Origin of the sequence: Paracoccus sp. J39 (assembly GCF_000518925.1) — a bacterium.
Lineage (GTDB): Bacteria > Pseudomonadota > Alphaproteobacteria > Rhodobacterales > Rhodobacteraceae > Paracoccus.
This window is the reverse complement of record NZ_JAEN01000007.1, coordinates 76,840-95,656: the sequence shown is the minus strand read 5'-3', so window position 1 is coordinate 95,656 and position 18,817 is coordinate 76,840. Positions and strand designations below refer to the sequence as shown.

22 protein-coding genes are annotated in these 18,817 nt (G+C 69.7%); 16 read left to right on the top strand and 6 right to left on the bottom strand.

Annotation, left to right across the window (positions count from 1 at the left end):
- Positions 1-18 precede the first annotated feature (18 nt).
- The 10 genes from L632_RS0108885 to cysE all read left to right on the top strand — a co-directional run bounded on the left by L632_RS0108885 (position 19) and on the right by cysE (position 9,475).
- Positions 19-636, top strand: a complete 618-nt coding sequence (locus L632_RS0108885; protein WP_028712236.1) for a hypothetical protein — start codon at positions 19-21, stop codon at positions 634-636.
- Positions 633-983: a head-tail adaptor protein gene (locus L632_RS0108880; protein ID WP_028712235.1), complete on the top strand. Its 351-nt coding sequence runs from the start codon at positions 633-635 to the stop codon at positions 981-983. Before L632_RS0108885 ends, L632_RS0108880 begins: the two co-directional genes overlap by 4 nt.
- The gene (locus L632_RS24860) at positions 980-1,378 is read left to right on the top strand and encodes a phage tail assembly chaperone (RefSeq protein ID WP_084648072.1); all 399 of its coding nucleotides are present in this window, start codon (positions 980-982) and stop codon (positions 1,376-1,378) included. Before L632_RS0108880 ends, L632_RS24860 begins: the two co-directional genes overlap by 4 nt.
- A 24-nt stretch (positions 1,379-1,402) precedes the next feature.
- Positions 1,403-2,065 carry a phage tail tape measure protein gene (locus L632_RS0108870; protein WP_028712230.1) on the top strand — a complete coding sequence of 221 codons (663 nt, stop codon included), beginning with the start codon at positions 1,403-1,405 and terminating at the stop codon, positions 2,063-2,065.
- A gap of 1 nt (position 2,066) precedes the next feature.
- On the top strand, positions 2,067-2,699 hold the full coding sequence (locus tag L632_RS0108865) for a DUF2460 domain-containing protein (protein ID WP_028712229.1): 633 nt from the start codon (positions 2,067-2,069) through the stop codon (positions 2,697-2,699).
- Positions 2,696-3,514, top strand: a complete 819-nt coding sequence (locus L632_RS0108860; protein ID WP_028716639.1) for a DUF2163 domain-containing protein — start codon at positions 2,696-2,698, stop codon at positions 3,512-3,514. Before L632_RS0108865 ends, L632_RS0108860 begins: the two co-directional genes overlap by 4 nt.
- Positions 3,511-3,948, top strand: coding sequence for an NlpC/P60 family protein (locus tag L632_RS0108855; protein WP_028712227.1), 438 nt, complete (start codon positions 3,511-3,513; stop codon positions 3,946-3,948). Before L632_RS0108860 ends, L632_RS0108855 begins: the two co-directional genes overlap by 4 nt.
- 18 nt (positions 3,949-3,966) lie before the next feature.
- Positions 3,967-7,857 carry a glycoside hydrolase/phage tail family protein gene (locus L632_RS0108850; protein ID WP_028716638.1) on the top strand — a complete coding sequence of 1,297 codons (3,891 nt, stop codon included), beginning with the start codon at positions 3,967-3,969 and terminating at the stop codon, positions 7,855-7,857.
- Entirely contained in the window at positions 7,850-8,572 is a 723-nt protein-coding gene (locus L632_RS0108845; RefSeq protein WP_028712226.1) for a DUF2793 domain-containing protein, read from the top strand. The genes L632_RS0108850 and L632_RS0108845 overlap by 8 nt, the downstream gene beginning before the upstream one ends.
- Positions 8,573-8,635: 63 nt before the next feature.
- A complete protein-coding gene (gene cysE, locus L632_RS0108840; protein WP_028712225.1) occupies positions 8,636-9,475 on the top strand; it encodes a serine O-acetyltransferase in 840 nt (279 codons plus the stop codon).
- Here cysE and L632_RS0108835 read toward each other — a convergent pair.
- Positions 9,472-10,530 (bottom strand): quinone-dependent dihydroorotate dehydrogenase, encoded by a 1,059-nt coding sequence (locus L632_RS0108835; RefSeq protein WP_028712224.1) that lies wholly within the window; start codon positions 10,528-10,530, stop codon positions 9,472-9,474. The genes cysE and L632_RS0108835 overlap by 4 nt on opposite strands.
- Positions 10,527-10,859: a DUF952 domain-containing protein gene (locus tag L632_RS0108830; protein WP_028712223.1), complete on the bottom strand. Its 333-nt coding sequence runs from the start codon at positions 10,857-10,859 to the stop codon at positions 10,527-10,529. The genes L632_RS0108835 and L632_RS0108830 overlap by 4 nt, the downstream gene beginning before the upstream one ends.
- A gap of 117 nt (positions 10,860-10,976) precedes the next feature.
- On the opposite strand from L632_RS0108830, the gene L632_RS0108825 reads away from it, so the two are divergent.
- Positions 10,977-12,578 carry a bifunctional UDP-sugar hydrolase/5'-nucleotidase gene (locus L632_RS0108825; RefSeq protein ID WP_028712222.1) on the top strand — a complete coding sequence of 534 codons (1,602 nt, stop codon included), beginning with the start codon at positions 10,977-10,979 and terminating at the stop codon, positions 12,576-12,578.
- Positions 12,579-12,624: 46 nt separating this feature from the next.
- Here L632_RS0108825 and L632_RS0108820 read toward each other — a convergent pair whose 3' ends face one another.
- A complete protein-coding gene (locus L632_RS0108820) occupies positions 12,625-13,800 on the bottom strand; it encodes a Hint domain-containing protein (protein WP_028716637.1) in 1,176 nt (391 codons plus the stop codon).
- 145 nt (positions 13,801-13,945) lie between these two features.
- A complete protein-coding gene (locus tag L632_RS0108815; RefSeq protein ID WP_028712220.1) occupies positions 13,946-14,302 on the bottom strand; it encodes a helix-turn-helix transcriptional regulator in 357 nt (118 codons plus the stop codon).
- 186 nt (positions 14,303-14,488) lie between these two features.
- Between L632_RS0108815 and L632_RS0108810 the strand changes: the two genes are divergently transcribed.
- From L632_RS0108810 to L632_RS0108790, 5 genes are all read left to right on the top strand, one after another.
- Complete coding sequence (locus tag L632_RS0108810; RefSeq protein WP_028712219.1) at positions 14,489-14,830, top strand: AtpZ/AtpI family protein; 342 nt, start codon at positions 14,489-14,491, stop codon at positions 14,828-14,830.
- 2 nt (positions 14,831-14,832) lie between these two features.
- Positions 14,833-15,579, top strand: coding sequence for a F0F1 ATP synthase subunit A (locus L632_RS0108805; protein ID WP_028712218.1), 747 nt, complete (start codon positions 14,833-14,835; stop codon positions 15,577-15,579).
- A gap of 58 nt (positions 15,580-15,637) precedes the next feature.
- The gene (locus tag L632_RS0108800) at positions 15,638-15,871 is read left to right on the top strand and encodes a F0F1 ATP synthase subunit C (RefSeq protein ID WP_010394077.1); all 234 of its coding nucleotides are present in this window, start codon (positions 15,638-15,640) and stop codon (positions 15,869-15,871) included.
- Positions 15,872-15,948: 77 nt separating this feature from the next.
- Complete coding sequence (locus tag L632_RS0108795; RefSeq protein WP_028712217.1) at positions 15,949-16,611, top strand: F0F1 ATP synthase subunit B'; 663 nt, start codon at positions 15,949-15,951, stop codon at positions 16,609-16,611.
- Positions 16,608-17,162 carry a F0F1 ATP synthase subunit B gene (locus L632_RS0108790; RefSeq protein ID WP_028712216.1) on the top strand — a complete coding sequence of 185 codons (555 nt, stop codon included), beginning with the start codon at positions 16,608-16,610 and terminating at the stop codon, positions 17,160-17,162. Before L632_RS0108795 ends, L632_RS0108790 begins: the two co-directional genes overlap by 4 nt.
- Positions 17,163-17,367: 205 nt before the next feature.
- On the opposite strand, the gene L632_RS0108785 is transcribed toward L632_RS0108790, so the two are convergent.
- Both L632_RS0108785 and L632_RS0108780 read right to left on the bottom strand, forming a co-directional pair.
- Positions 17,368-18,015: an OmpA family protein gene (locus L632_RS0108785; RefSeq protein ID WP_028712215.1), complete on the bottom strand. Its 648-nt coding sequence runs from the start codon at positions 18,013-18,015 to the stop codon at positions 17,368-17,370.
- A gap of 162 nt (positions 18,016-18,177) precedes the next feature.
- Entirely contained in the window at positions 18,178-18,774 is a 597-nt protein-coding gene (locus tag L632_RS0108780) for a methylated-DNA--[protein]-cysteine S-methyltransferase (RefSeq protein WP_028716636.1), read from the bottom strand.
- Positions 18,775-18,817 lie beyond the last annotated feature (43 nt).

Here is an 18,817-nt window from a genome sequence, read left to right as displayed (position 1 = left end):
CGAGTGGGAGAGACGAAGATGATGCTTGTGGAAGTGACAGCGCCCGCAACCGAGGCGCTGCCCGTCGCGGGGTTGCGGGACCATCTGCGGCTGGGAACGGGTTTCGGCATGACCGAGGACGCGGCCGAGACCGCGGCGCTGGCGGGTTTCCTGCGCGCGGCCATCGCCACCATCGAGGCGCGCACCGGCAAGGTGCTGCTGGCCCGGCAGTTCCGGCTGCGGCTGGAGGAATGGCGCGACCCCATGGGCCAGCCGCTGCCGCTGGCCCCGGTCGAGGCCGTCGAGCGGGTCGAGATCGCCGACGCGGCGGGTGCGGTGACGCTGGTCGATCCGGCGCGTTACCGGCTGGTGCCGGATGTGCAGCGGCCGATGCTGAGGCCGGTGGGGGCCTTCCTGCCCTCGGTGCCTTCGGGCGGTTCTGTTTCCATCACCTTCCTGGCCGGCTTCGGGACCGCATGGTCGCGGGTGCCTGCGGATCTGGCGCAGGCGGTGCTGCTGCTTGCCGCGCGCTATCACGAGGACCGAAGCTTCGAGGGCACGCAGGGCGCGATGCCCTTCGGGGTCAGCGCGCTGATCGAACGCTGGCGCCTGGTCCGGGTGTTGGGGGGGCGCGGCACTCCGCGCGGCCGGGCATGAGCGCGCCGCGGCTGACGGTGCCGCTGGTCCTCGAATCTCCGGTCCGCGAGCCGGACGGGATGGGCGGCTTTGCCCTCTCCTGGCAGGAGGTCGGGCGGATCTGGGCCGAGATGCGGTCGGGCGCGGGGGCTGAGCGTTTCGCCGAGGTGGGGGCGCAGAGCGTCGTGACCTGGCGGATCACCGTCCGGGCGGCGCCTGGCGGCGATGCGCGCCGCCCGCGCCCCGAGCAGCGGCTGCGGCTGGGCGAGGGGGCGGATGCCCGGCGCTTCCGCATCGAGGCTGTGGCCGAAAGCGACCCGCAAGGGCGCTGGCTGGTCTGCGTCGCGAAAGAGGAGGCGCTGGCATGAGCTATCTGGGAACGGCCGCGCTGCAGGCGGCGGTCTATCGGGTGCTGCGCGAGGATGCGGCGCTGCACGAACTGGTGGGCGACGCGATCTATGATGCGATGCCGGTGGCGGCGCCGGCGGGCCCCTATGTCTCGCTGGGCCCCGAGGAGGTGCGGGACGCGGGCGACATGACGGCGGCGGGGGCGGTGCATGATTTCGTCGTCTCGGTGCTGTCGGGGGCCGAGGCGGCGGGCGGCTTCGGCGCGGTCAAGGCGGCGGCGGTCGCGGTCAGCGAGGCGCTGGAGACGGCCGAGCTGGCGCTGATGCTGGGCGTCGAGCCGGGGCGCGGGGGCGCGATGACCCGCGACCGGCTGGCCGAGCTGGTCGCGCGCTATCCCGACCGGCCCGCGACATGAACATCTGAAAGAGGAGGCGCCGTCGTGGCGAACAAGGACGGATTCGACCGGCTGGACGAGGACGGGCCCGCCCTGGGCAAGGGCCTGGACCAGAGCGCGCGGATGGCGGCGGCGTTCGACGCCGAGCTGGCGCGGCTGCGCGAGTCGATGATCTATACCAATCGCGAGGTCGGCACGCTGACATCGGGCATCGGCAGCGGGCTGCGCCGGGCCTTCTCGGGGCTGGTCTTCGACGGCATGAAGCTGTCGGACGCCCTGAAGGGCATCGCGCGCAGCATGGCGGATACCGCCTTCGCCGTGGCGATGAAGCCGGTCGAGCAGGCGCTGGCCGGGGCCATCGCGCAGGGGGTGAACGGCATGGTCTCGGCGGCGTTGCCCTTTGGCCAGGGGGCGGCGTTCTCGCAGGGGCGGGTGCTGCCCTTTGCCAAGGGCGGCGTGGTCAGCCAGCCGACCTATTTCCCGATGCGCGGCGCGACCGGGCTGATGGGCGAGGCCGGGGCCGAGGCGATCATGCCCCTGCGCCGCGGCGCCGACGGGCGGCTGGGGGTGGCGGCGGCAGGCGGGGGGCGGCCGGTCAATGTGACCTTCAACGTCTCGACCCCCGATGTGGCGGGGTTCCAGCGCAGCCAGAGCCAGATCGCCGCGCAGATGGGCCGGCTTCTGGCGCGCGGGGAAAGGAACGGCTGAGATGGCATTTCACGAGATCAGGTTCCCGGCGAACCTGTCCTTCGGCTCGGTCGGCGGGCCCGAGCGGCGGACCGAGATCGTCGCGCTGACCAACGGCCACGAGGAGCGGCGCACGCCTTGGGCGCATTCGCGGCGGCGCTATGACGCCGGGCTGGGGCTGCGCTCGCTGGACGATGTGGCGGCGCTAATCGCCTTTTTCGAGGCGCGGGCCGGGCAGATGCACGGCTTTCGCTGGAAGGACTGGGCGGATTGCAAGTCCTGCGCCCCAAGCGCGGCGGTGAGTTTCCTGGATCAGGAGATCGGCATGGGCGACGGGGTGCGGCGGGAATTTGCGCTGCGCAAGGCCTATGCCTCGGGGCCGGCGCGCTATTGGCGGCCGGTGGCGAAGCCGGTCGAGGACACGGTGCTGGCCGGGGTCGGCAATGTCGAACTGCGCGCCGGGGTGGATTTCGCGGTGAATATCGCCACGGGAGTGGTCAGTTTCGCCGCGCCGCCCGAGGCCGGGGCCATGGTCACGGCGGGGTTCGAGTTCGACGTGCCGGTGCGCTTCGACACCGACCGCATCGCGGTCTCGGTCGCGTCGTTCCAGGCCGGCGACCTGCCGCAGGTGCCGGTGGTGGAGGTGCGGCTATGAGCGAGACGATTGCGCGGGCCTGGGCGGTCCGGCGGCGGGACGGGGTGGTTCTGGGATTCACCGATCACGACCGGCCGCTGTCCTTCGAGGGCATCGCCTTCCGCCCCGACAGCGGGCTGAGCGCGCGGGCGGTGGTGCAGGGGCTGGGCCTGTCGGTCGACAACAGCGAGGCGGTGGGTGCGCTGTCGGATGCGGCGATCACCGAGCGCGACCTGATGGCGGGCCGCTGGGACGCGGCCGATGTGCGGCTGTGGGAGGTGGACTGGGCCGATACCGCCAACCGGCGGCTGCTCTTTCGCGGTCATCTGGGCGAGGTGGTGCGCAGCGGCGCGGCCTTCCGGGCCGAGCTGCGCGGGCTGTCCGAGCCCCTGAACAAGGCGCAGGGGCGGGTCTATCATCCCCGCTGCTCGGCGGCGCTGGGCGATGGACAGTGCCGCTTCGACCTGACGCGGCCGGGCTATTCGGCCGAGGGGGCGGTGGCCTCGGAGGAGGGCGGACGGCTTACGCTGTCGGGCGTGGCCGGGCATGATGCGCGCTGGTTCGAGCATGGCCAGCTGGTGGTGCTGACGGGCGCGGCGGCGGGGCTGTCGGGTCTGGTCAAGGCGGATGCCGTCCTGCCGGGCGCCCGGCGCGAGGTCGAACTTTGGACGGCGCTGGGCATCCGGCCGGCGGCGGGGGACCGGGTGCGGCTGGTCGCGGGCTGCGACAAGCGGGGCGAGACCTGCCGGATGAAGTTCCTGAACTACCTGAACTTCCGCGGCTTTCCGCATCTGCCGCCCGAGGACTGGCTGATCGCGCCCAAGGTGAACCGATGAGTGCGGCGGCAGAAGCGGCGGTGGTGGCGGCGGCGCGGGCCTGGATCGGCACGCCCTATGTGCATCAGGGCTCGGTTCGGGGGGCGGGGACGGATTGCCTGGGGCTGGTGCGCGGCATCTGGCGCGAGTTCTTCGGCGCCGAGCCCGAGGCCATGCCGGCCTATACGCCGGACTGGGGCGAGGTCGGCGGGGTCGAGCTGCTGCTGGGCGGCGCGGCGCGGTTCCTGCTGCCTGCGCCCGCCGAGCGACCGGGCGACGTGCTGGTCTTTCGCATGCGGGCCGGGGCGGTCGCCAAGCATATGGGAATAGTGGCGGAAACCGGCGAACGGGCGAGCTTTGTCCATGCCTATGACCGGCATGGCGTGGTCGAAAGCCCGCTCTCGGCGCCCTGGCGGGCGCGGATTGCGGGACGGTTCCGGTTTCCGCCGGTTTGAGGGAAAGGTGAGGGCGCAATGGCGACGATTCTGCTGGCGGCGGTGGGCGCATCGCTGGGTGCGGGCTTTGGCGGCACGGTTCTGGGGCTTTCAGGCGCCGTCATCGGCCGGGCCGTGGGCGCGACACTGGGGCGGGTCATCGACCAGCGCCTGCTGGGCGGCGGCTCGAAGGCGGTCGAGACGGGGCGGGTGGACCGGCTGCGCATCCAGACCGCGGGCGAGGGCACGCCGATTCCGCGGCTTTGGGGACAGATGCGGGTGCCGGGCCATGCGATCTGGGCGGGCCCTCTGGTCGAGACGCGGCGCAGGCATGGCGGCGGCAAGGGCGCGGGGCCCAGCGTGACCGAGATCGGCTATCGGCTGAGCTTTGCGCTGGCGCTGTGCGAGGGGCCGATCCTGGGCGTGGGCCGCATCTGGGCGGATGGCGAGGAGATCCCGGCCGACGAGCTGAACATGCGCGTCTATCCGGGCGACGAGGACCAGCTGCCCGACCCGGCCATCGCCGCGCAGGAGGGCGAGGCGGCTCCGGCCTATCGCGGCATCGCCTATGTCGTCTTCGAGAACCTGGCGCTGGAGCGTTGGGGCAACCGGGTGCCGCAGCTGTCCTTCGAGGTGACGCGGGCGGCGAAGCAGGGACGGGGTCTGTCGCGCGAGGTGCGGGCCGTCGCCATGATTCCCGGCACGGGGGAATATTCGCTGGCGACCACGGCGGTCAGCTATGACCTGGGTCTGGGCGAGACGCAGGTGGTCAATCACAACACAGCCGTGGCGCCGACCGATTTCCTGGCCTCGATGCGGATCTTGGGCCGGGAATTGCCGAATGTCGGCTCGGTCTCGCTGGTGGTGTCCTGGTTTGGCGACGACCTGCGGGTCGGTGAGTGCTCGGTACGGCCCAAGGTCGAGGACCTGTCGCGCGACGGGCGCGAGATGGCCTGGCGCGCGGGCGGCATCGGTCGCGAGGGCGCGTCCGAGGTGGCGCGGGTGGAGGGCAGGCCGATCTATGGCGGCACCCCGGCCGACGGCTCGGTGATCGAGGCGCTGCGGGCGATCGCCGAGAGCGGACGCAGGGCGGTGTTCTATCCCTTCATCCTGATGGAGCAGCTGGCGGGCAACGGCCGGCCCGATCCGTGGAGCGGCGCGGCGCATCAGCCGGTCATGCCCTGGCGCGGGCGGATCACCACCAGCATCGCGCCCGGTCGCCCGGGCAGTCCCGCCGGCACGGCAGCGGCCGAGGCAGAGGTGGCGCGGTTCTTCGGCGCGGCCGAGGCGGGGGATTTTTCGCGCGATGGCCGGACGATCACCTATAGCGGACCGGAGGAATGGTCCTATCGCCGCTTCATCCTGCATTATGCGCATCTCTGCGCGGCGGCAGGCGGCATCGACGCCTTCCTGATCGGCTCCGAGATGATCGGGCTGACGACGATCATGGGGGCCGGCCATTCCTTTCCGGCCGTCGCACAGCTCAAGCGGCTGGCGGCGGATGTGCGCGGCATTCTGGGCGAAGGGGTCAGGATCGGCTATGCCGCCGACTGGTCGGAATATTTCGGCCATCAGCCCGGCAATGGCGACGTGCATTTCCACCTCGATCCGCTCTGGGCGGATGAAAATATCGACTTCATCGGCATCGACAATTACATGCCGCTGTCGGACTGGCGCGAGGGCGAGGAGCATCTGGATGCCCATTGGGGGCGCATAGACGATCCGGCCTATCTGCGCGCCAATGTCGCGGGGGGCGAGGGCTACGACTGGTATTACGCCAGCGAGGCCGACCGGCAGGCGCAGCGGCGCACCGAGATTCGCGACGGCGCGCATCACGAGCATTGGGTCTGGCGCTACAAGGATATCCGCGGCTGGTGGCAGAACCGGCACCACGACCGCATCGGCGGGGTGCGGCTGGCGCAGCCGACGGCATGGGTGCCGCGCTCGAAACCGGTCTGGTTCACCGAGATGGGCTGCGCGGCGCTGGACAAGGGCACGAACCAGCCCAACAAGTTCCTGGACGCGATGAGCTCGGAATCGATGCTGCCCTATTTTTCGGACGGGCGGCGCGACGACGTGATCCAGGCGGCCTATGTGCGGGCGATGACCGAGTTCTGGTCGGACCCGGCGAACAACCCGGCCCGCGGGGCCTTCGGCCGGACTGGGGCGGGGCGGATGATCGACATGGGCCGCGCGCATGTCTGGTGCTGGGATGCGCGGCCCTATCCGGCCTTCCCGGCGCGCATCGACCTGTGGTCGGACGGCCCCGCATGGGAGCGCGGGCATTGGCTGAACGGCCGCGCGGGCGCCGTGCCGCTGGCCGATGTCGTGGCGGAAATCTGCCGAGAGGCGGGCGTGCGCGCCTTTGACGCCGAGGGGTTGCGGGGGTTGGTGCGCGGCTATGCGCTGTCGGGGGCCGAGAGCGGCCGCGCGGCCTTGCAACCGCTGATGCTGGCGCATGGTTTCGATGCGGTCGAGCGCGACGGTGTTCTGCGCTTCGTCATGCGCGGCGCGCAGATCGACGCCGAGCTGGGCCCCGACGACATGGCGCTGGCCGAGGAGGTCGATGCGGTCGAGGTCTCGCGCGCCGCCGATGCCGAGATGGTGGGCCGCATCCGGCTGACCCATGTCGAGGCGGGCGGCGACTATGCCGCGCGCACGGCCGAGACGATGATGCCGGGGGCGGAGTTCCTGGCGGTCTCGGACAGCGAATTGGCGATGGCGCTGACGCGCGGCGAGGGGCGGGCGCTGGCGGAACGCTGGCTGTCGGAAACGGCGGTGGCACGGGACGGGGTGCGCTTTGCCCTGCCGCCCTCGCTGGGGCATCTGGGGCCGGGCGATGTGGTGCGGCTGGCGGAGCCGGGTGCCGGGGCGCGGCGCTGGCGCATCGACCGGGTCGAGCGGGCAGGCGCGATCACTGTGGACGCGGTGCGGGTCGAGCCGGGGGTCTATCGGCCGGCCCGCGTGGTCGAGGGCGAGGCCGCGCTGCGGCCCTTCGTGCCGCCGATCCCGGTCTGGCCGGTGTTTCTGGACCTGCCGCTCTTGCGCGGAGACGAGGCGCCGCATGCCCCGCATCTGGCGGTGACGGCGACGCCCTGGCCGGGGGCGGCGGCGGTCTGGGTCTCGACCGAGCAGGCGGGAGGATACGGGCTGAACATGACGCTGGCCGAACCGGCGATCATGGGGCGGACCGAAGGTCCGCTTTCGGCGGCGCGGCCCGGGGTCTGGGATCGCGGGCCGGCGCTGCGGGTCCGGATGAAGGGCGGCACCTTGGAATCCGCCTCGCCCGAGGCGCTGATGGCGGGCGCCAACCTGCTGGCGATCGGCGACGGTTCGGCCGAGGGCTGGGAGCTTTTGCAGTTCGCAGAGGCGCGGCTGGTCTCGGCCGGGCTGTGGGAGATATCGACCCGGCTGCGCGGGCAGGCGGGGACGGATGCCTTCATGCCGGCGGTCTGGCCCTCGGGCAGCGTGGTGGTGCTGCTGGACGGCGCGGCGCGTCAGGTGGAGCTGGCGCCCTCGGCCCGCAACCAGCTGCGGCATTGGCGCATCGGGCCGGCCACGCGCGCGCCGGACGACCCGAGCTATCGCCATGTCGCCGCGGCGTTCCGGGGTGCCGGGCTGCGGCCGCTGTCGCCCTGTCACCTGGAAGTCCGCGGCCGGGTCGTGACCTGGATCCGCCGCACGCGGGTGCAGGGCGACGGCTGGGACGGGCCGGACGTACCGCTGGGCGAAGCGGAGGAGCGTTACTCGGCCCGGCTGGTCCGCGACGGGCTGGTGCTTGCCGAGGCTGTGGTGGCGGAGCCGCGCTGGGTGGTGCCGGCGAACAGCTGGTCCCAGGCCATCGCCGGGGGCGGCTTTGCCATCGAGGTCGCCCAGCTTTCAGACACGTTCGGGGCCGGGCCCCATGCAAGGAGGATGATCGATGCCTGAGAACACGACCGCCAATTGCGCCCTGCCGCTGCTGATGCCGGCGCAGGCGCAGAAACATGTCACGGTGAACGAGGCGCTGCTGCGGCTGGACGGGCAGGTCGATCTGGTGCTGCAGAGCCTGACCCGCATCGCCCCGCCCGAGACGGTGGTGGACGGCATGTGCTGGGCCGTGCCGCCGGGTGCGGTCAATGCCTGGGAGGGGCAGGGCGGCAAGGTGGCCATCGGCGCGAATGGCGGCTGGATCTTTGTCCAGCCTGCCTATGGCCGGCGCGCGGTTATCGCCGATCAGGGGGTGGTGGCGATCCATGACGGCACGGTCTGGGTGCCGGGTGCGGTCACGCTGGGCCAGCACGGCTCGGGCCTGCTGGCGCGGCAATTGTCCGAGGACGTGACGCTGGGCAGCGGTGCCTGGTTCGAGACCGCGATGGTCATTCCGCCGGGCGGGCTGGTCATCGGGGCGACGGCGCGGGTGCTGCAGGCGATCACCGGCAGCGCAGCCTCGTGGTCGCTGGGCACGGCGGGCGATGCCCAGAGTCTTGGCCGGTTCGGGCAGGGGCTGGGCAAGGCGCAGGGTTCCTGGGCGCGGGGGGTGCTGTCGCCTCCGACCGCCTTCTGGGAGCCGGTGCCGCTGCGGCTGACCGCCACGGGCGGGCAGTTCACCGGCGGCAGGGTGCGCGTCGTGCTGCATTGGTGGGAGTTGCGGCTGCCGGACTGACGGTCTTTTCGCGCCCGTCGGTTTCCGCTAGACTCGAGGGATGAAACTGACGGGCGCGCCTGAATGAACCTGCAGAAAGACATGATCGAGCCGCTTTCCGATGCTCGGGACGCCCCCCGCGATTCGGTCTGGGGGCGCATCCAGCGCGAGGCGCGGATCGCCGTGCGCGACGAGCCGCTGCTGGGCGCGCTGATCCATGCCGGGCTGCTGCACCATGCGACCTTCGAGGCGGCGCTGGCCTATCGCTTTTCGCTGAAGCTCGCCTCGCGCGAGATGAGCGAGCAGATCCTGCGCGAGATCGCCGACGATGCCTTTGCCCGTGCGCCGGAACTGTCGGCGGCGGCGCAGGCCGACCTGCTGGCCGTCTATGACCGTGACCCGGCCACGCATCGGCTGATGCAGCCGATCCTGTTCTTCAAGGGCTACCAGGCGCTGCAGGCCTATCGCATAGGTCATTGGCTGTGGCAGCAGGGCCGCCGCGACATGGCCTATTTCGTGCAGATGCGCTGTTCGGAAGTGTTCGGGGTGGATATCCATCCGGCCGCCCGCATCGGGACCGGGGTGATGATCGACCATGCCCATTCCATCGTCATCGGCGAGACGGCAGTGGTGGGCAACGACGTGTCCATGCTGCATTCGGTGACGCTGGGCGGCACCGGCAAGGAAGACGGCGACCGCCATCCCAAGATCGGCAACGGCGTGATGATCGGCGCCGGTGCCAAGGTGCTGGGCAATATCCGCGTCGGGCATCACTCGCGCATCGCCGCCGGTTCGGTGGTGTTGGCCGAGGTGCCGCCCTGCAAGACCGTGGCCGGGGTGCCGGCGCGGATCGTGGGCGATGCCGGCTGCTCGGAGCCGTCGAACACCATGAACCAGCTTCTGGGTCACGAGGACCTGTTCTAGGGCCAGTCCGCGTTGCCGCTGCCGGTGAGTTCGGCCAGCGTGACATTCTCGCGCGCGAGCCGTTCGTCGAGGTCGTGGGCGATCCGCGCGGCGAGCGAGAATCCCTGATAGATCAGCGCGGAATAGATCTGGACGGCCGAGGCGCCGGCACGCAGCTTCTGCCAGGCCTGCTCGGCCGAGCCGATGCCGCCGACGCCGATCAGAGGCAGGCGGCCCTGCGTCTCGCGGTAGAGCCGGGCGAGGATGCGGGTGGCGCGGTCGAAGAGCGGCGCGCCGGAAAGGCCGCCGGCTTCCCCGGCATGGGGCGAATCGAGCCCGTCGCGCGAAAGCGTGGTGTTGGTGGCGATGATCGCATCGACCGGGGCGGAGAGGGCCACGGCGGCGATGTCCGCCAGGGCGGCGTCATCGAGATCGGGAGCGATCTTGATGAACACGGGCGGGCGGTTCGGCAGCGCGTCGCGCGCGGCCAGAACCCCTTGCAGAAGTGCTGACAGGGCCTCGGGTCCCTGAAGATCGCGCAGCTTCTCGGTATTCGGCGAGGAGACGTTGACGGTCAGGAAATCGGCATGGGCACCGGCAAGGCGCACGACCTGCGCGAAATCGGCGCTGCGGTCGGCGCTGTCCTTGTTCGCGCCGATGTTCAGCCCGACCGGGATGCCCGCCGGGCGCCGGGCAAGCCGGTCTGCGATGGCCGGCGCGCCTTCGTTGTTGAAGCCGAAGCGGTTGATGATGGCGCGGTCCTCGGTCAGGCGGAACAGGCGCGGCCTGGGGTTGCCGGGTTGCGGGCGCGGGGTGGCGGCGCCCACCTCGACGAAGCCGAAGCCGGCACGCATCAGCGCGGGCAGGGCGCGGGCGTTCTTGTCGTAGCCGGCGGCAAGGCCGACCGGGTTCGGCAGGTCGAGCCCGGCCAGGCGGCTGCGCAGCCGGTCCGAGGTGACGGGCTTGCCGGGCAGCGGCACGAGCCCGCGTTGCAGCGCGAGGATCGAGAGATCATGCGCGCGTTCCGGGTTGAGGCGATGCAGCGCGGCGAGGCCCAGCCGCTCGATGGGGCTCATGCAAGGTCTCCGGTGTCGTGGCCGTCGGGTCCGAGGGGCAGGGGGCGGCTCCAGAGCACATCTCCGGCGCGCAACTCCCGATAGAGATGCGGGAAGAGGTCGCCGCCGCGCGAGGGTTCCCAGCGCAGCTCGGCCAGCGTTTCGGCGTCGAGCGCCAGCAGGTGCAGCCCGTCCTGTCCGGCGAAATGGCGCGCGAGCGTGCCGGGCAGCTGTGCGGCGGTGGAGAGATGGATATAGCCGTCCTGCAGGTCCACCGGCGCACCGGCGCTGCGGCCCTGCCGTTGGAAGGCCTGGAACTCGGCCGCGCGAAAGATCTTGTAAACCAGCATGGCCGGTTCATGCGCCGCGCTGTGCGGGCCGTCAAGCCACGGCTTCGTCAATTGACGGCGTCACTGCCATCCCGCAATCTGCCCCTCGTTCAGACATTCGGGGTGAGAGGGATGGAGATGAAGGGCTGGCTTCTGGTTTCGGCGGCTGCCGTCGCGCTGTCTGCGGGCGCGGCGCAGGCGGATTACACGCTGCATGTGCTGCATATCAACGATTTCCACAGCCGGATCGAGCCGATCAACGCCTATGACAGCACCTGCGATGCCGAGGCCGAGGCGAAGGACGAATGTTTTGGCGGCGTGGCGCGTCTGGCCACCAAGATCCGCGAGTTGCGCGACGGGCTGAAGGCCGAGGGGCAGAACGTGATCGTGCTGGACGCCGGGGACCAGTATCAGGGCAGCCTGTTCTATACCACCTACAAGGGCAAGGAGACGGTCGAGTTCATGAACGCCATCGGCTTCGACGCCATGGCGGTGGGCAATCACGAATTCGACGACGGGCCGCAGGGGCTGCAAATCCTGGCCGAGGGGGCGAAGTTCCCCATCGTCTCGGGCAATCTGGACCTGTCGCAATCGCCCGAGCTGAAGGACAAGATCGACGACGTGCTGGTGCTGGAGGTCGGCGGCGAGAAGATCGGCATCGTCTCGGCCCTGGCGATGGACACGCCCGATACCGCCTCGCCGGGCGAGAAGGTGATCTTCCTGGACGACATGGACAGCCTGAAGGCCGATGTTCAGGAGCTGACCGAGGAAGGCGTGAACAAGATCATTGCCCTGACCCATTCCGGCTACAAGCGCGACCAGGAATTCGCCGCCGAGGTGGCCGGTCTGGACGCGGTCATCGGCGGGCACAGCCATACGCTGCTGGGACAGTTCGAGGGGGCCGCCGGGCCTTATCCGACCATGGTCAAGGGCGCCGACGGCGCCGAGGTGCCGGTGGCGACCGCCTATGCCTATGGCAAGTATCTGGGCCATCTGGTGCTGACCTGGGACGACGACGGCAAGCTGATCAAGGCCGAGGGCCAGCCGATCCTGCTGGACGGCTCGGTCGTGCCGGACGAGAAGCTGGCGGCGCGGGTCAAGGAGATGGGCGCGCCCATCGAGCAGCTCAAGCAGAAGCGCGTGGCCGAGATCGCGGCGCCGATCGACGGCAGCCGGGAATCGTGCCGCGCCCGGGAATGCGAGATGGGAAGCCTGGTCGCCGACGCCATGCTGGCGCGCGTCAAGGACCAGGGCATCACCATCGCGATCCAGAACGGCGGCGGCTTGCGCGCCTCGATTCCGGCAGGGGAGGTCACGATGGGCGACGTGCTCTCGGTCCTGCCTTTCCAGAACACCCTGTCCACCTTCCAGCTGAAGGGCGAGGACGTGGTGGCGGCGCTGGAGAACGGCGCGAGCCAGATCGAGGAGGGCGCAGGGCGCTTCGCCCAGGTGGCGGGGCTGAAATACACGCTGGACGCCTCGGCCCCGGCCGGCAGCCGGATTAGCGACGTGCAGGTGCGCGACGGGTCGGACTGGGTGCCGATCGACCCCGCAGCGGTCTATGGCGTCGTGTCGCAGAATTACATGCGCGCGGGAGGGGACGGCTACCGGGTCTTTGCCGAGAAGGCGATGAACGCCTATGATTTCGGGCCCGATCTGGCGGATGTGCTGGCGGAATACCTGGCCAGGCAGGGGCCGGGCTTCACGCCGAAGCTGGACGGTCGCATCACCGTGAAATGAAGACGGCGCCGGGCCTTGTGCCCGGCGCTTCTTGCGTTTTCCGGGATCAGGCCGGCAGGAAGGCGCGGCTGTTCTTCAGGTGGCGCTGGATCTGCCTGCGGCCCTCGCGCCCGGTCGCCAGGACGCGCGCGGGCGTGGGCGCGCCGTCGGGAAGCCCGGGGAACAGCGCGAAGATCTCTCGGCGCGCGGCGGATGAGAGGCCGATCAGCGCCTGCGGGCCGGTCAGCAGCGACTCGGTCCAGCAGCCGTTCGACAGCACCAGCTCGTGCCGGTCGAAGAGCAGGTGCAGGTAGGTCACGCCCCCGGCGGGATGGAGCGGGCGGATGCCGGGCAGGGCGGTCAGCTGCCGGGCGGCGACCAGAATTTCCTCGGTGCCGAACATGCGCCGGGCGATGGCCGAGCGCAGCAGGATGCGATGCTGGGGCGAGACGACCAGGTCGCGCGCCGGCAGGCCCGGCCCCAGCGCGCCGCCTGCGATCAGGATCGGGCGGAGGTTCGGCTGCAGGTCCAGCCGTGCGGGGTCGAGCTGCGGGCCGCCGATCCAGCGCAGCGGCCGGAGCCCGTGGTCGCGGGTCAGCACCAGATCGCCCGCCGCCAGCGTCTCGACCGGGCGGGGGCCCAGGCCGGTCTCGATCAGCGTGCCCGGGGTGAAGCAGGGCGGTGCCTTGACGGTCTGGTCGTAGGGGAGGGAGGTCTGGCCGATGCCGATCTTGTAGCTGCCGACGAACTGGTAAAGCGCGTCCTGTCGGAATTGCGGCCAATGGCTCTGCCCGTCGGCATCCTGGCGCTGCCTGGGGATGATCAGGACGGTATGGCGGTCGCCGATCTCGATCGGATAGCCGGTGATGTCGTAATCGACATAGGTGGGGAAGGTGACGTAGAATTCGTTGCCCTCGGCATCGCGCAGGATGGCGGCGTCCTGGAGCGAGATGCGCTGGCCGGCGGCCAGCATCTGCGCGCCCGCGCCATGGCCGAAACTGGCGCTTTCGGCCAGGGACTGCCCGCCCTCGCTGCCCGGATCGTCATAGAAGCTGCCCGAGCCGCCGCGCGAGAGATAGCCGAAGGCCGGGTCGTCGTCCTCGATCCGGATCTCGGCCATGTCGGCCTGCGAGAAGTCGATGTCGCGCCGGTTCAGGAAGGGCAGGTATTTGTCCGACCCGGTGGCCCCGGGATCGTTGGGGACCTGGGTTCCAAAGGTCGCCGTGATGATCCGGTATTCCATGGATCCCCCTTTGGCAATTCAAGGTTGTGCATATTGGTTTAAATGCAACCTTGCATTTATCAACAAAAGCACGATTTGTCTTTGAACATGCGGGCGATATGTGGCGATTGCGCAACTTTTGTCGCTATTGTGCGGGCAATCGGGGTCAGGCCTTGGCTTCTTCGCCATCCGTCAGCGCCAGGGATTGGCGCAGGAACCGCTCGAAATCGTCCAGATCCACGGGTTCGAACTGGCCGAAACCCTGCATCCACACCGACGCGCTGCGCAGCCCGTCGGGTTCCAGCTTGCACCAGATGATCCGTCCGCGCCGCTCTTGCCGGATCAGCCCGGCGGCCGCCAGCACGGCGAGATGCTTGGAGATCGCCGCCAGGCTGACCTCGAACGGCGCCGCCACGTCGGTCACCGCCATGTCGTCCTCGAGCAGCATGCCGAGGATCGCCCGCCGCGTGGGGTCGGCGAGGGCGGAGAAAATGGCGTCGAGGCTGGGTTGCTGAGCGGACATCGGCTTTGCTTAACTTGCCGGTTGAATATGCGGCGGATGCGCCCCGGACCGCAAGACCGGGTTTTCCGTCGCGCCGGGCTTTTCACGTATTCAATCTTTTCAATAGCTTGACTGATCCGGTCGCTTGCTTGACTCGGGGGGCGCGAGTCCCTATCACCGCGCCAACCGATAACGGGGGTGTGAGCCGTGGCCGAGGACGACCATGACGCCGCGCGGACCCGGGACGCGGAGCGGCTGCGCGCGCTGGAGGCCCGGCTGGGCAAGAAGGCGGCGGACAAGGCCCCGTCGCGCGGGGAAGAGCATTTCAGCCAGGCCAATATGGCCTGGCGCATGGTGACCGAGCTGGTGGCGGGACTGGCCATCGGCTTCGGGATCGGGTTCGGGCTGGACTATCTGACCGGCCTGCGGCCGGTCTTCATGGTGGTTTTCGTGCTGCTGGGCCTGGTGGCCGGCATCAAGACCATGATGCGGACCGCGAACGAGATAGGCAAGACACCGGGGCGTCCCGGCGACGACAAGGGTGAATGACGATGGCAGAAGAAGAAGCAGGTGGTCTGGTTTTCCATCCGATGGACCAGTTCGTCGTCAAACCGCTGTTTGGCGAAGGGCCGGTGAACTGGTATACGCCGACCAACGCGACGCTGTGGATGGCGCTGGCTGCGCTGGCGATCACCGCGCTGCTGGTCTTTGGCACCCGCGGCCGGGCCATCGTGCCGAACCGGGTCCAGTCCATCGCCGAGCTGCTCTACGGCATGGTCCGCAAGATGGTCGAGGACGTGACCGGCAAGGACGGGCTGAAATACTTCCCCTATGTGATGACGCTGTTCTGCTTCATCCTGTTCGCCAACTTCCTGGCGCTGCTGCCGAAAAGCTTCTCGCCGACCTCGCATATCGCGGTCACGGCGGTTCTGGCGGTTCTGGTCTTCCTTGGCGTCACCGTGCTGGGCTTCGTCAAGAACGGCGCGCATTTCCTGGGCCTGTTCTGGGTCAGCTCGGCGCCGCTGGCGCTGCGCCCGATCCTGGCGGTGATCGAGCTGATCTCGTATTTCGTGCGGCCGGTCAGCCATTCGATCCGTCTTGCCGGCAACATCATGGCGGGCCATGCGGTGATCAAGGTCTTTGCCGCCTTCGCCGCCATCACCGCCATCGCGCCGGTTTCGGTCGTCGCCATCACCGCCATGTATGGGCTCGAGGTGCTGGTCGCGCTGATCCAGGCCTATGTCTTCACCATCCTGACCTGCGTCTATCTGAAGGACGCGCTGCATCCGGCGCACTGAGCCGGGCTCGCAAGGTCTGAAAACGAAAACCCTTTCCAAAGCCTCAAGGAGCATGAACATGGAAAATCTGGGTCAACTGGGACAGTATCTCGGCGCCGGTCTGGCTTGCGTCGGCATGGCCGGTGCGGCCATGGGGGTGGGCAATGTTGCCGGCAACTACCTGGCGGGCGCCCTGCGCAACCCGTCGGCTGCCGCTTCGCAGACCGCCACGCTGTTCATCGGCATGGCCTTCGCGGAAGCCCTGGGCATCTTCTCGTTCCTGGTCGCGCTGCTGCTGCTGTTCGCAGTCTGATCCTTTTGCCATCCTTGCGGTTGGGTGGGGGCGTCACGCGCCCACCCGATTGTGAAACGACCGGCATGGGGTAGGATATGTTCAGCCTGTTGCAACAGACCGCGCCCGTCGTGGTCGAAGAATCTGAAACGGTGGTCATCACCGAATCCGCCGAAGCGGCGGGCCATGGCGCCGATGCGGCCCATGCCGCGGCCGGTGCAGCGGATGCAGCCCATGGCGCGGCTGGCCATGCCGCCAGCGCCCCCGGCATGCCGCAACTGGATTTCACGACCTTCGGCAACCAGATCTTCTGGCTGCTGGTCATCCTGGCCGTGATCTACTGGGTGCTGTCGCGGATCGCGCTGCCGCGCATCGGCGGCGTCATCTCGGACCGCCAGGGCGCCATCACCGGCGACCTGATGGCCGCCGAGGAGTTCAAGCAGAAGGCCAAAGAGGCCGAGGCCGCCTATGACAAGGCGCTGGCCGATGCCCGGGGCGAGGCCCAGAAGATCATCGCCGCCAACAAGGCCGAGATCCAGAAGGAGCTCGACGCCGCAATCGCCCATGCCGATGCGGAGATCGCCGCCCGCGCGGCGGAATCCGAAAAGCGCATCGGCGAGATCCGCGCCTCGGCCGTCGAGGATGCGCGCATGGTCGCCCGCGAGGTGACCGCGGCGCTGGTGGAGAATTTCGGCGGCAAGGTCGATCAGGGTCTGGTCGATACGGCGGTCGATCAGCGGCTGAAGGGGGCGCTGCAATGAAACGTCTGAGCGTTCTCTTCGCCCTGATGGCGAGCCCGGCCCTGGCGGCCTCGGGTCCGTTCTTCTCGCTGCGCAATACCGACTTCATCGTCACGCTGGCCTTCCTGCTGTTCGTCGGCATTCTGGTCTATTTCCGCGTGCCGCAGATCGTCGGCGGCCTTCTGGACAAGCGCGCCGAAGGCATCCGCAACGATCTGGCCGAAGCCCGCCGCCTGCGCGAGGAAGCGCAGGAGATCTATGCGAGCTACGAGCGCCGCCAGCGCGAGGTGAAGTCGCAGGCCGACGACATCGTCGCCAATGCCCGGCGCGAGGCGGTTTCGGAAGCCGAGAAGGCCAAGAAGGCGCTGCAGCTTTCGATCGAGCGGCGCCTGAAGGCGGCCGAGGAACAGATCGCCAGCGCCGAGGCCGAGGCGGTGCGCGCCGTGCGCGACCGGGCCATCCAGACCGCGGTCACCGCCGCGGCCGAGATCCTGGGCAAGCAGGCGACCGCCGAGCAGCGTGCCGCAGGCATCGACAAGGCCATCGACGAAGTGGCCCGCCGGCTGAACTGAGGCCGCGAGGGTTGAACGAAGAAGGGTGCGGTCGAGCATCCTCACGGGACAGTGATCGGACCCCCGGGGCGGAGACGCTTCGGGGGTCCTTGCTTTTTCACCCGAAGCTTTTTCCGTTCGCCGCCTTTTCCGTCCGTCGCGGGCGCAAAGCAAAAGGCCGACAGCCTTGCGGCTGCCGGCCCGCGCCTCGTCTTCCCGGCCGCGATCAGTTGGTCGGGACGATCAGGATTTCCACGCGGCGGTTCTGCGCCCGCCCGGCCGCGGTGTCGTTCGAGGCCACCGGCTGGGTGGCGCCGCGCCCGGCGGTGGTCACGCGGTTCTGCGAGACGCCGCCAGCGGTCAGGATGCCGGCGACCGAACGCGCACGGCGTTCGGACAGGTCCTGGTTATAGGCGGCCGAGCCGGTGCTGTCGGTATGGCCGATCACCTGGATGCGGCTGTTCGGATATTGGTTCAGGTTGCGGGCGATGGTGTAGAGGTCGTTCTGCCCCTGCGCGCCCACGGCCGCCGAATCGGTGGCGAAAAGCGTCGTCTCGGGCATGATGACCGACAGGTGCGTGCCGTGGTTCACCACCCGGATGTTGGGATTGTTCAGCGACTGCTGCAGCGCGCGCTGCTGCTGGTCGAGGATCGAGCCGCCGACGGCCCCCGCCGTGGCGCCGATGATCGCGCCCTTGACGGCGTTCGAGCGGCTTTCGCCCGCGCCGATCAGGCCGCCCACCACCGCGCCCGCGACGGCGCCCTGCTGGGTGCGGCTCATCTGCTGGGGCTGGCCGGAAGGATCGGTCGGCGCGCAGGCGCTGATGGCAATCACGCCGGCAGAGGCGAGAAGCAGCGAAATACGGGTCTTCATTCTTTCACCTTTCTTTTGAGGGCGATCCACCGCCGCCTGTCCTTGCGACGCGGCCGGCCCTGCCGTTTCCGGAAGGCCGGCGACTGATGCCCAAACGCGGCCACATTGGCATGGGTTCCGGGCCAACTCCACCGGAATAGACGGAAAATTCCCCGCCTCGGCTCACAAAGCGGCGATGGCGAGCGGCGCGATGCTCGCGCCTTCGCGCGCCAGCAGCGCGCGCTTGACCGCCTCGCCCCAGTGATAGCCGCCGATGGCGCCGCCGGTGCGGGTGACGCGGTGGCAGGGGATCGCCCAGGAGACCGGGTTCTGCCCGACCGCCGTGCCGACGGCGCGCAGGGCCCTCGGCCGGCCGATGCGCTCGGCCAGCATGGCATAGCTGATCACCTGCCCGGCCGGCACCTGGGCCAGCGCCCGCCAGACCTGCAGCTGGAACGCGGTGCCGGTCAGCCGCACCGCGATCTCGCCCCGCCCGCTCAGCAGCGCCTGGATGGCCGGGGCCAGCGCCTCGGGCGCCTCGACCGTCCGGGCGCGGGGAAAGCGGGCGGTCAGGTCGGCCTCGACCTGATCCTCGGTCATCGGTCCGGCGAAGCCCAGGGCCCAGAGCGCGCCGCCCGCGCCATAGGCGACGACCGTGCCGAGCGGCGTCGGGAAGCGACCGCGGCACAGCACCGTGCCAAGATCGTCGGCCGGCTGGCTGCTGATCGCGACCCGCAGCCCGTGCTCGGCCGGGGCGAAGGAGAAGAGCGTCCGTGTCATCTTTGCCTCGCAACTGCTTTCCGTGGCAGAGTAGCGCGGTCTC

What these genes read in the sequence shown, in the direction of transcription:
- L632_RS0108885 (WP_028712236.1), top strand. Translation starts at nt 19, where the DNA reads ATGATGCTTGTGGAAGTGACAGCGCCCGCAACCGAGGCGCTGCCCGTC.
- L632_RS0108880 (WP_028712235.1), top strand. Translation starts at nt 633, where the DNA reads ATGAGCGCGCCGCGGCTGACGGTGCCGCTGGTCCTCGAATCTCCGGTC.
- L632_RS24860 (WP_084648072.1), top strand. Translation starts at nt 980, where the DNA reads ATGAGCTATCTGGGAACGGCCGCGCTGCAGGCGGCGGTCTATCGGGTG.
- L632_RS0108865 (WP_028712229.1), top strand. Translation starts at nt 2,067, where the DNA reads ATGGCATTTCACGAGATCAGGTTCCCGGCGAACCTGTCCTTCGGCTCG.
- L632_RS0108860 (WP_028716639.1), top strand. Translation starts at nt 2,696, where the DNA reads ATGAGCGAGACGATTGCGCGGGCCTGGGCGGTCCGGCGGCGGGACGGG.
- L632_RS0108855 (WP_028712227.1), top strand. Translation starts at nt 3,511, where the DNA reads ATGAGTGCGGCGGCAGAAGCGGCGGTGGTGGCGGCGGCGCGGGCCTGG.
- L632_RS0108850 (WP_028716638.1), top strand. Translation starts at nt 3,967, where the DNA reads ATGGCGACGATTCTGCTGGCGGCGGTGGGCGCATCGCTGGGTGCGGGC.
- L632_RS0108845 (WP_028712226.1), top strand. Translation starts at nt 7,850, where the DNA reads ATGCCTGAGAACACGACCGCCAATTGCGCCCTGCCGCTGCTGATGCCG.
- cysE (WP_028712225.1), top strand. Translation starts at nt 8,636, where the DNA reads ATGAACCTGCAGAAAGACATGATCGAGCCGCTTTCCGATGCTCGGGAC.
- L632_RS0108835 (WP_028712224.1), bottom strand. Translation starts at nt 10,530, where the DNA reads ATGAGCCCCATCGAGCGGCTGGGCCTCGCCGCGCTGCATCGCCTCAAC.
- L632_RS0108830 (WP_028712223.1), bottom strand. Translation starts at nt 10,859, where the DNA reads ATGCTGGTTTACAAGATCTTTCGCGCGGCCGAGTTCCAGGCCTTCCAA.
- L632_RS0108825 (WP_028712222.1), top strand. Translation starts at nt 10,977, where the DNA reads ATGAAGGGCTGGCTTCTGGTTTCGGCGGCTGCCGTCGCGCTGTCTGCG.
- L632_RS0108820 (WP_028716637.1), bottom strand. Translation starts at nt 13,800, where the DNA reads ATGGAATACCGGATCATCACGGCGACCTTTGGAACCCAGGTCCCCAAC.
- L632_RS0108815 (WP_028712220.1), bottom strand. Translation starts at nt 14,302, where the DNA reads ATGTCCGCTCAGCAACCCAGCCTCGACGCCATTTTCTCCGCCCTCGCC.
- L632_RS0108805 (WP_028712218.1), top strand. Translation starts at nt 14,833, where the DNA reads ATGGCAGAAGAAGAAGCAGGTGGTCTGGTTTTCCATCCGATGGACCAG.
- L632_RS0108800 (WP_010394077.1), top strand. Translation starts at nt 15,638, where the DNA reads ATGGAAAATCTGGGTCAACTGGGACAGTATCTCGGCGCCGGTCTGGCT.
- L632_RS0108795 (WP_028712217.1), top strand. Translation starts at nt 15,949, where the DNA reads ATGTTCAGCCTGTTGCAACAGACCGCGCCCGTCGTGGTCGAAGAATCT.
- L632_RS0108790 (WP_028712216.1), top strand. Translation starts at nt 16,608, where the DNA reads ATGAAACGTCTGAGCGTTCTCTTCGCCCTGATGGCGAGCCCGGCCCTG.
- L632_RS0108785 (WP_028712215.1), bottom strand. Translation starts at nt 18,015, where the DNA reads ATGAAGACCCGTATTTCGCTGCTTCTCGCCTCTGCCGGCGTGATTGCC.
- L632_RS0108780 (WP_028716636.1), bottom strand. Translation starts at nt 18,774, where the DNA reads ATGACACGGACGCTCTTCTCCTTCGCCCCGGCCGAGCACGGGCTGCGG.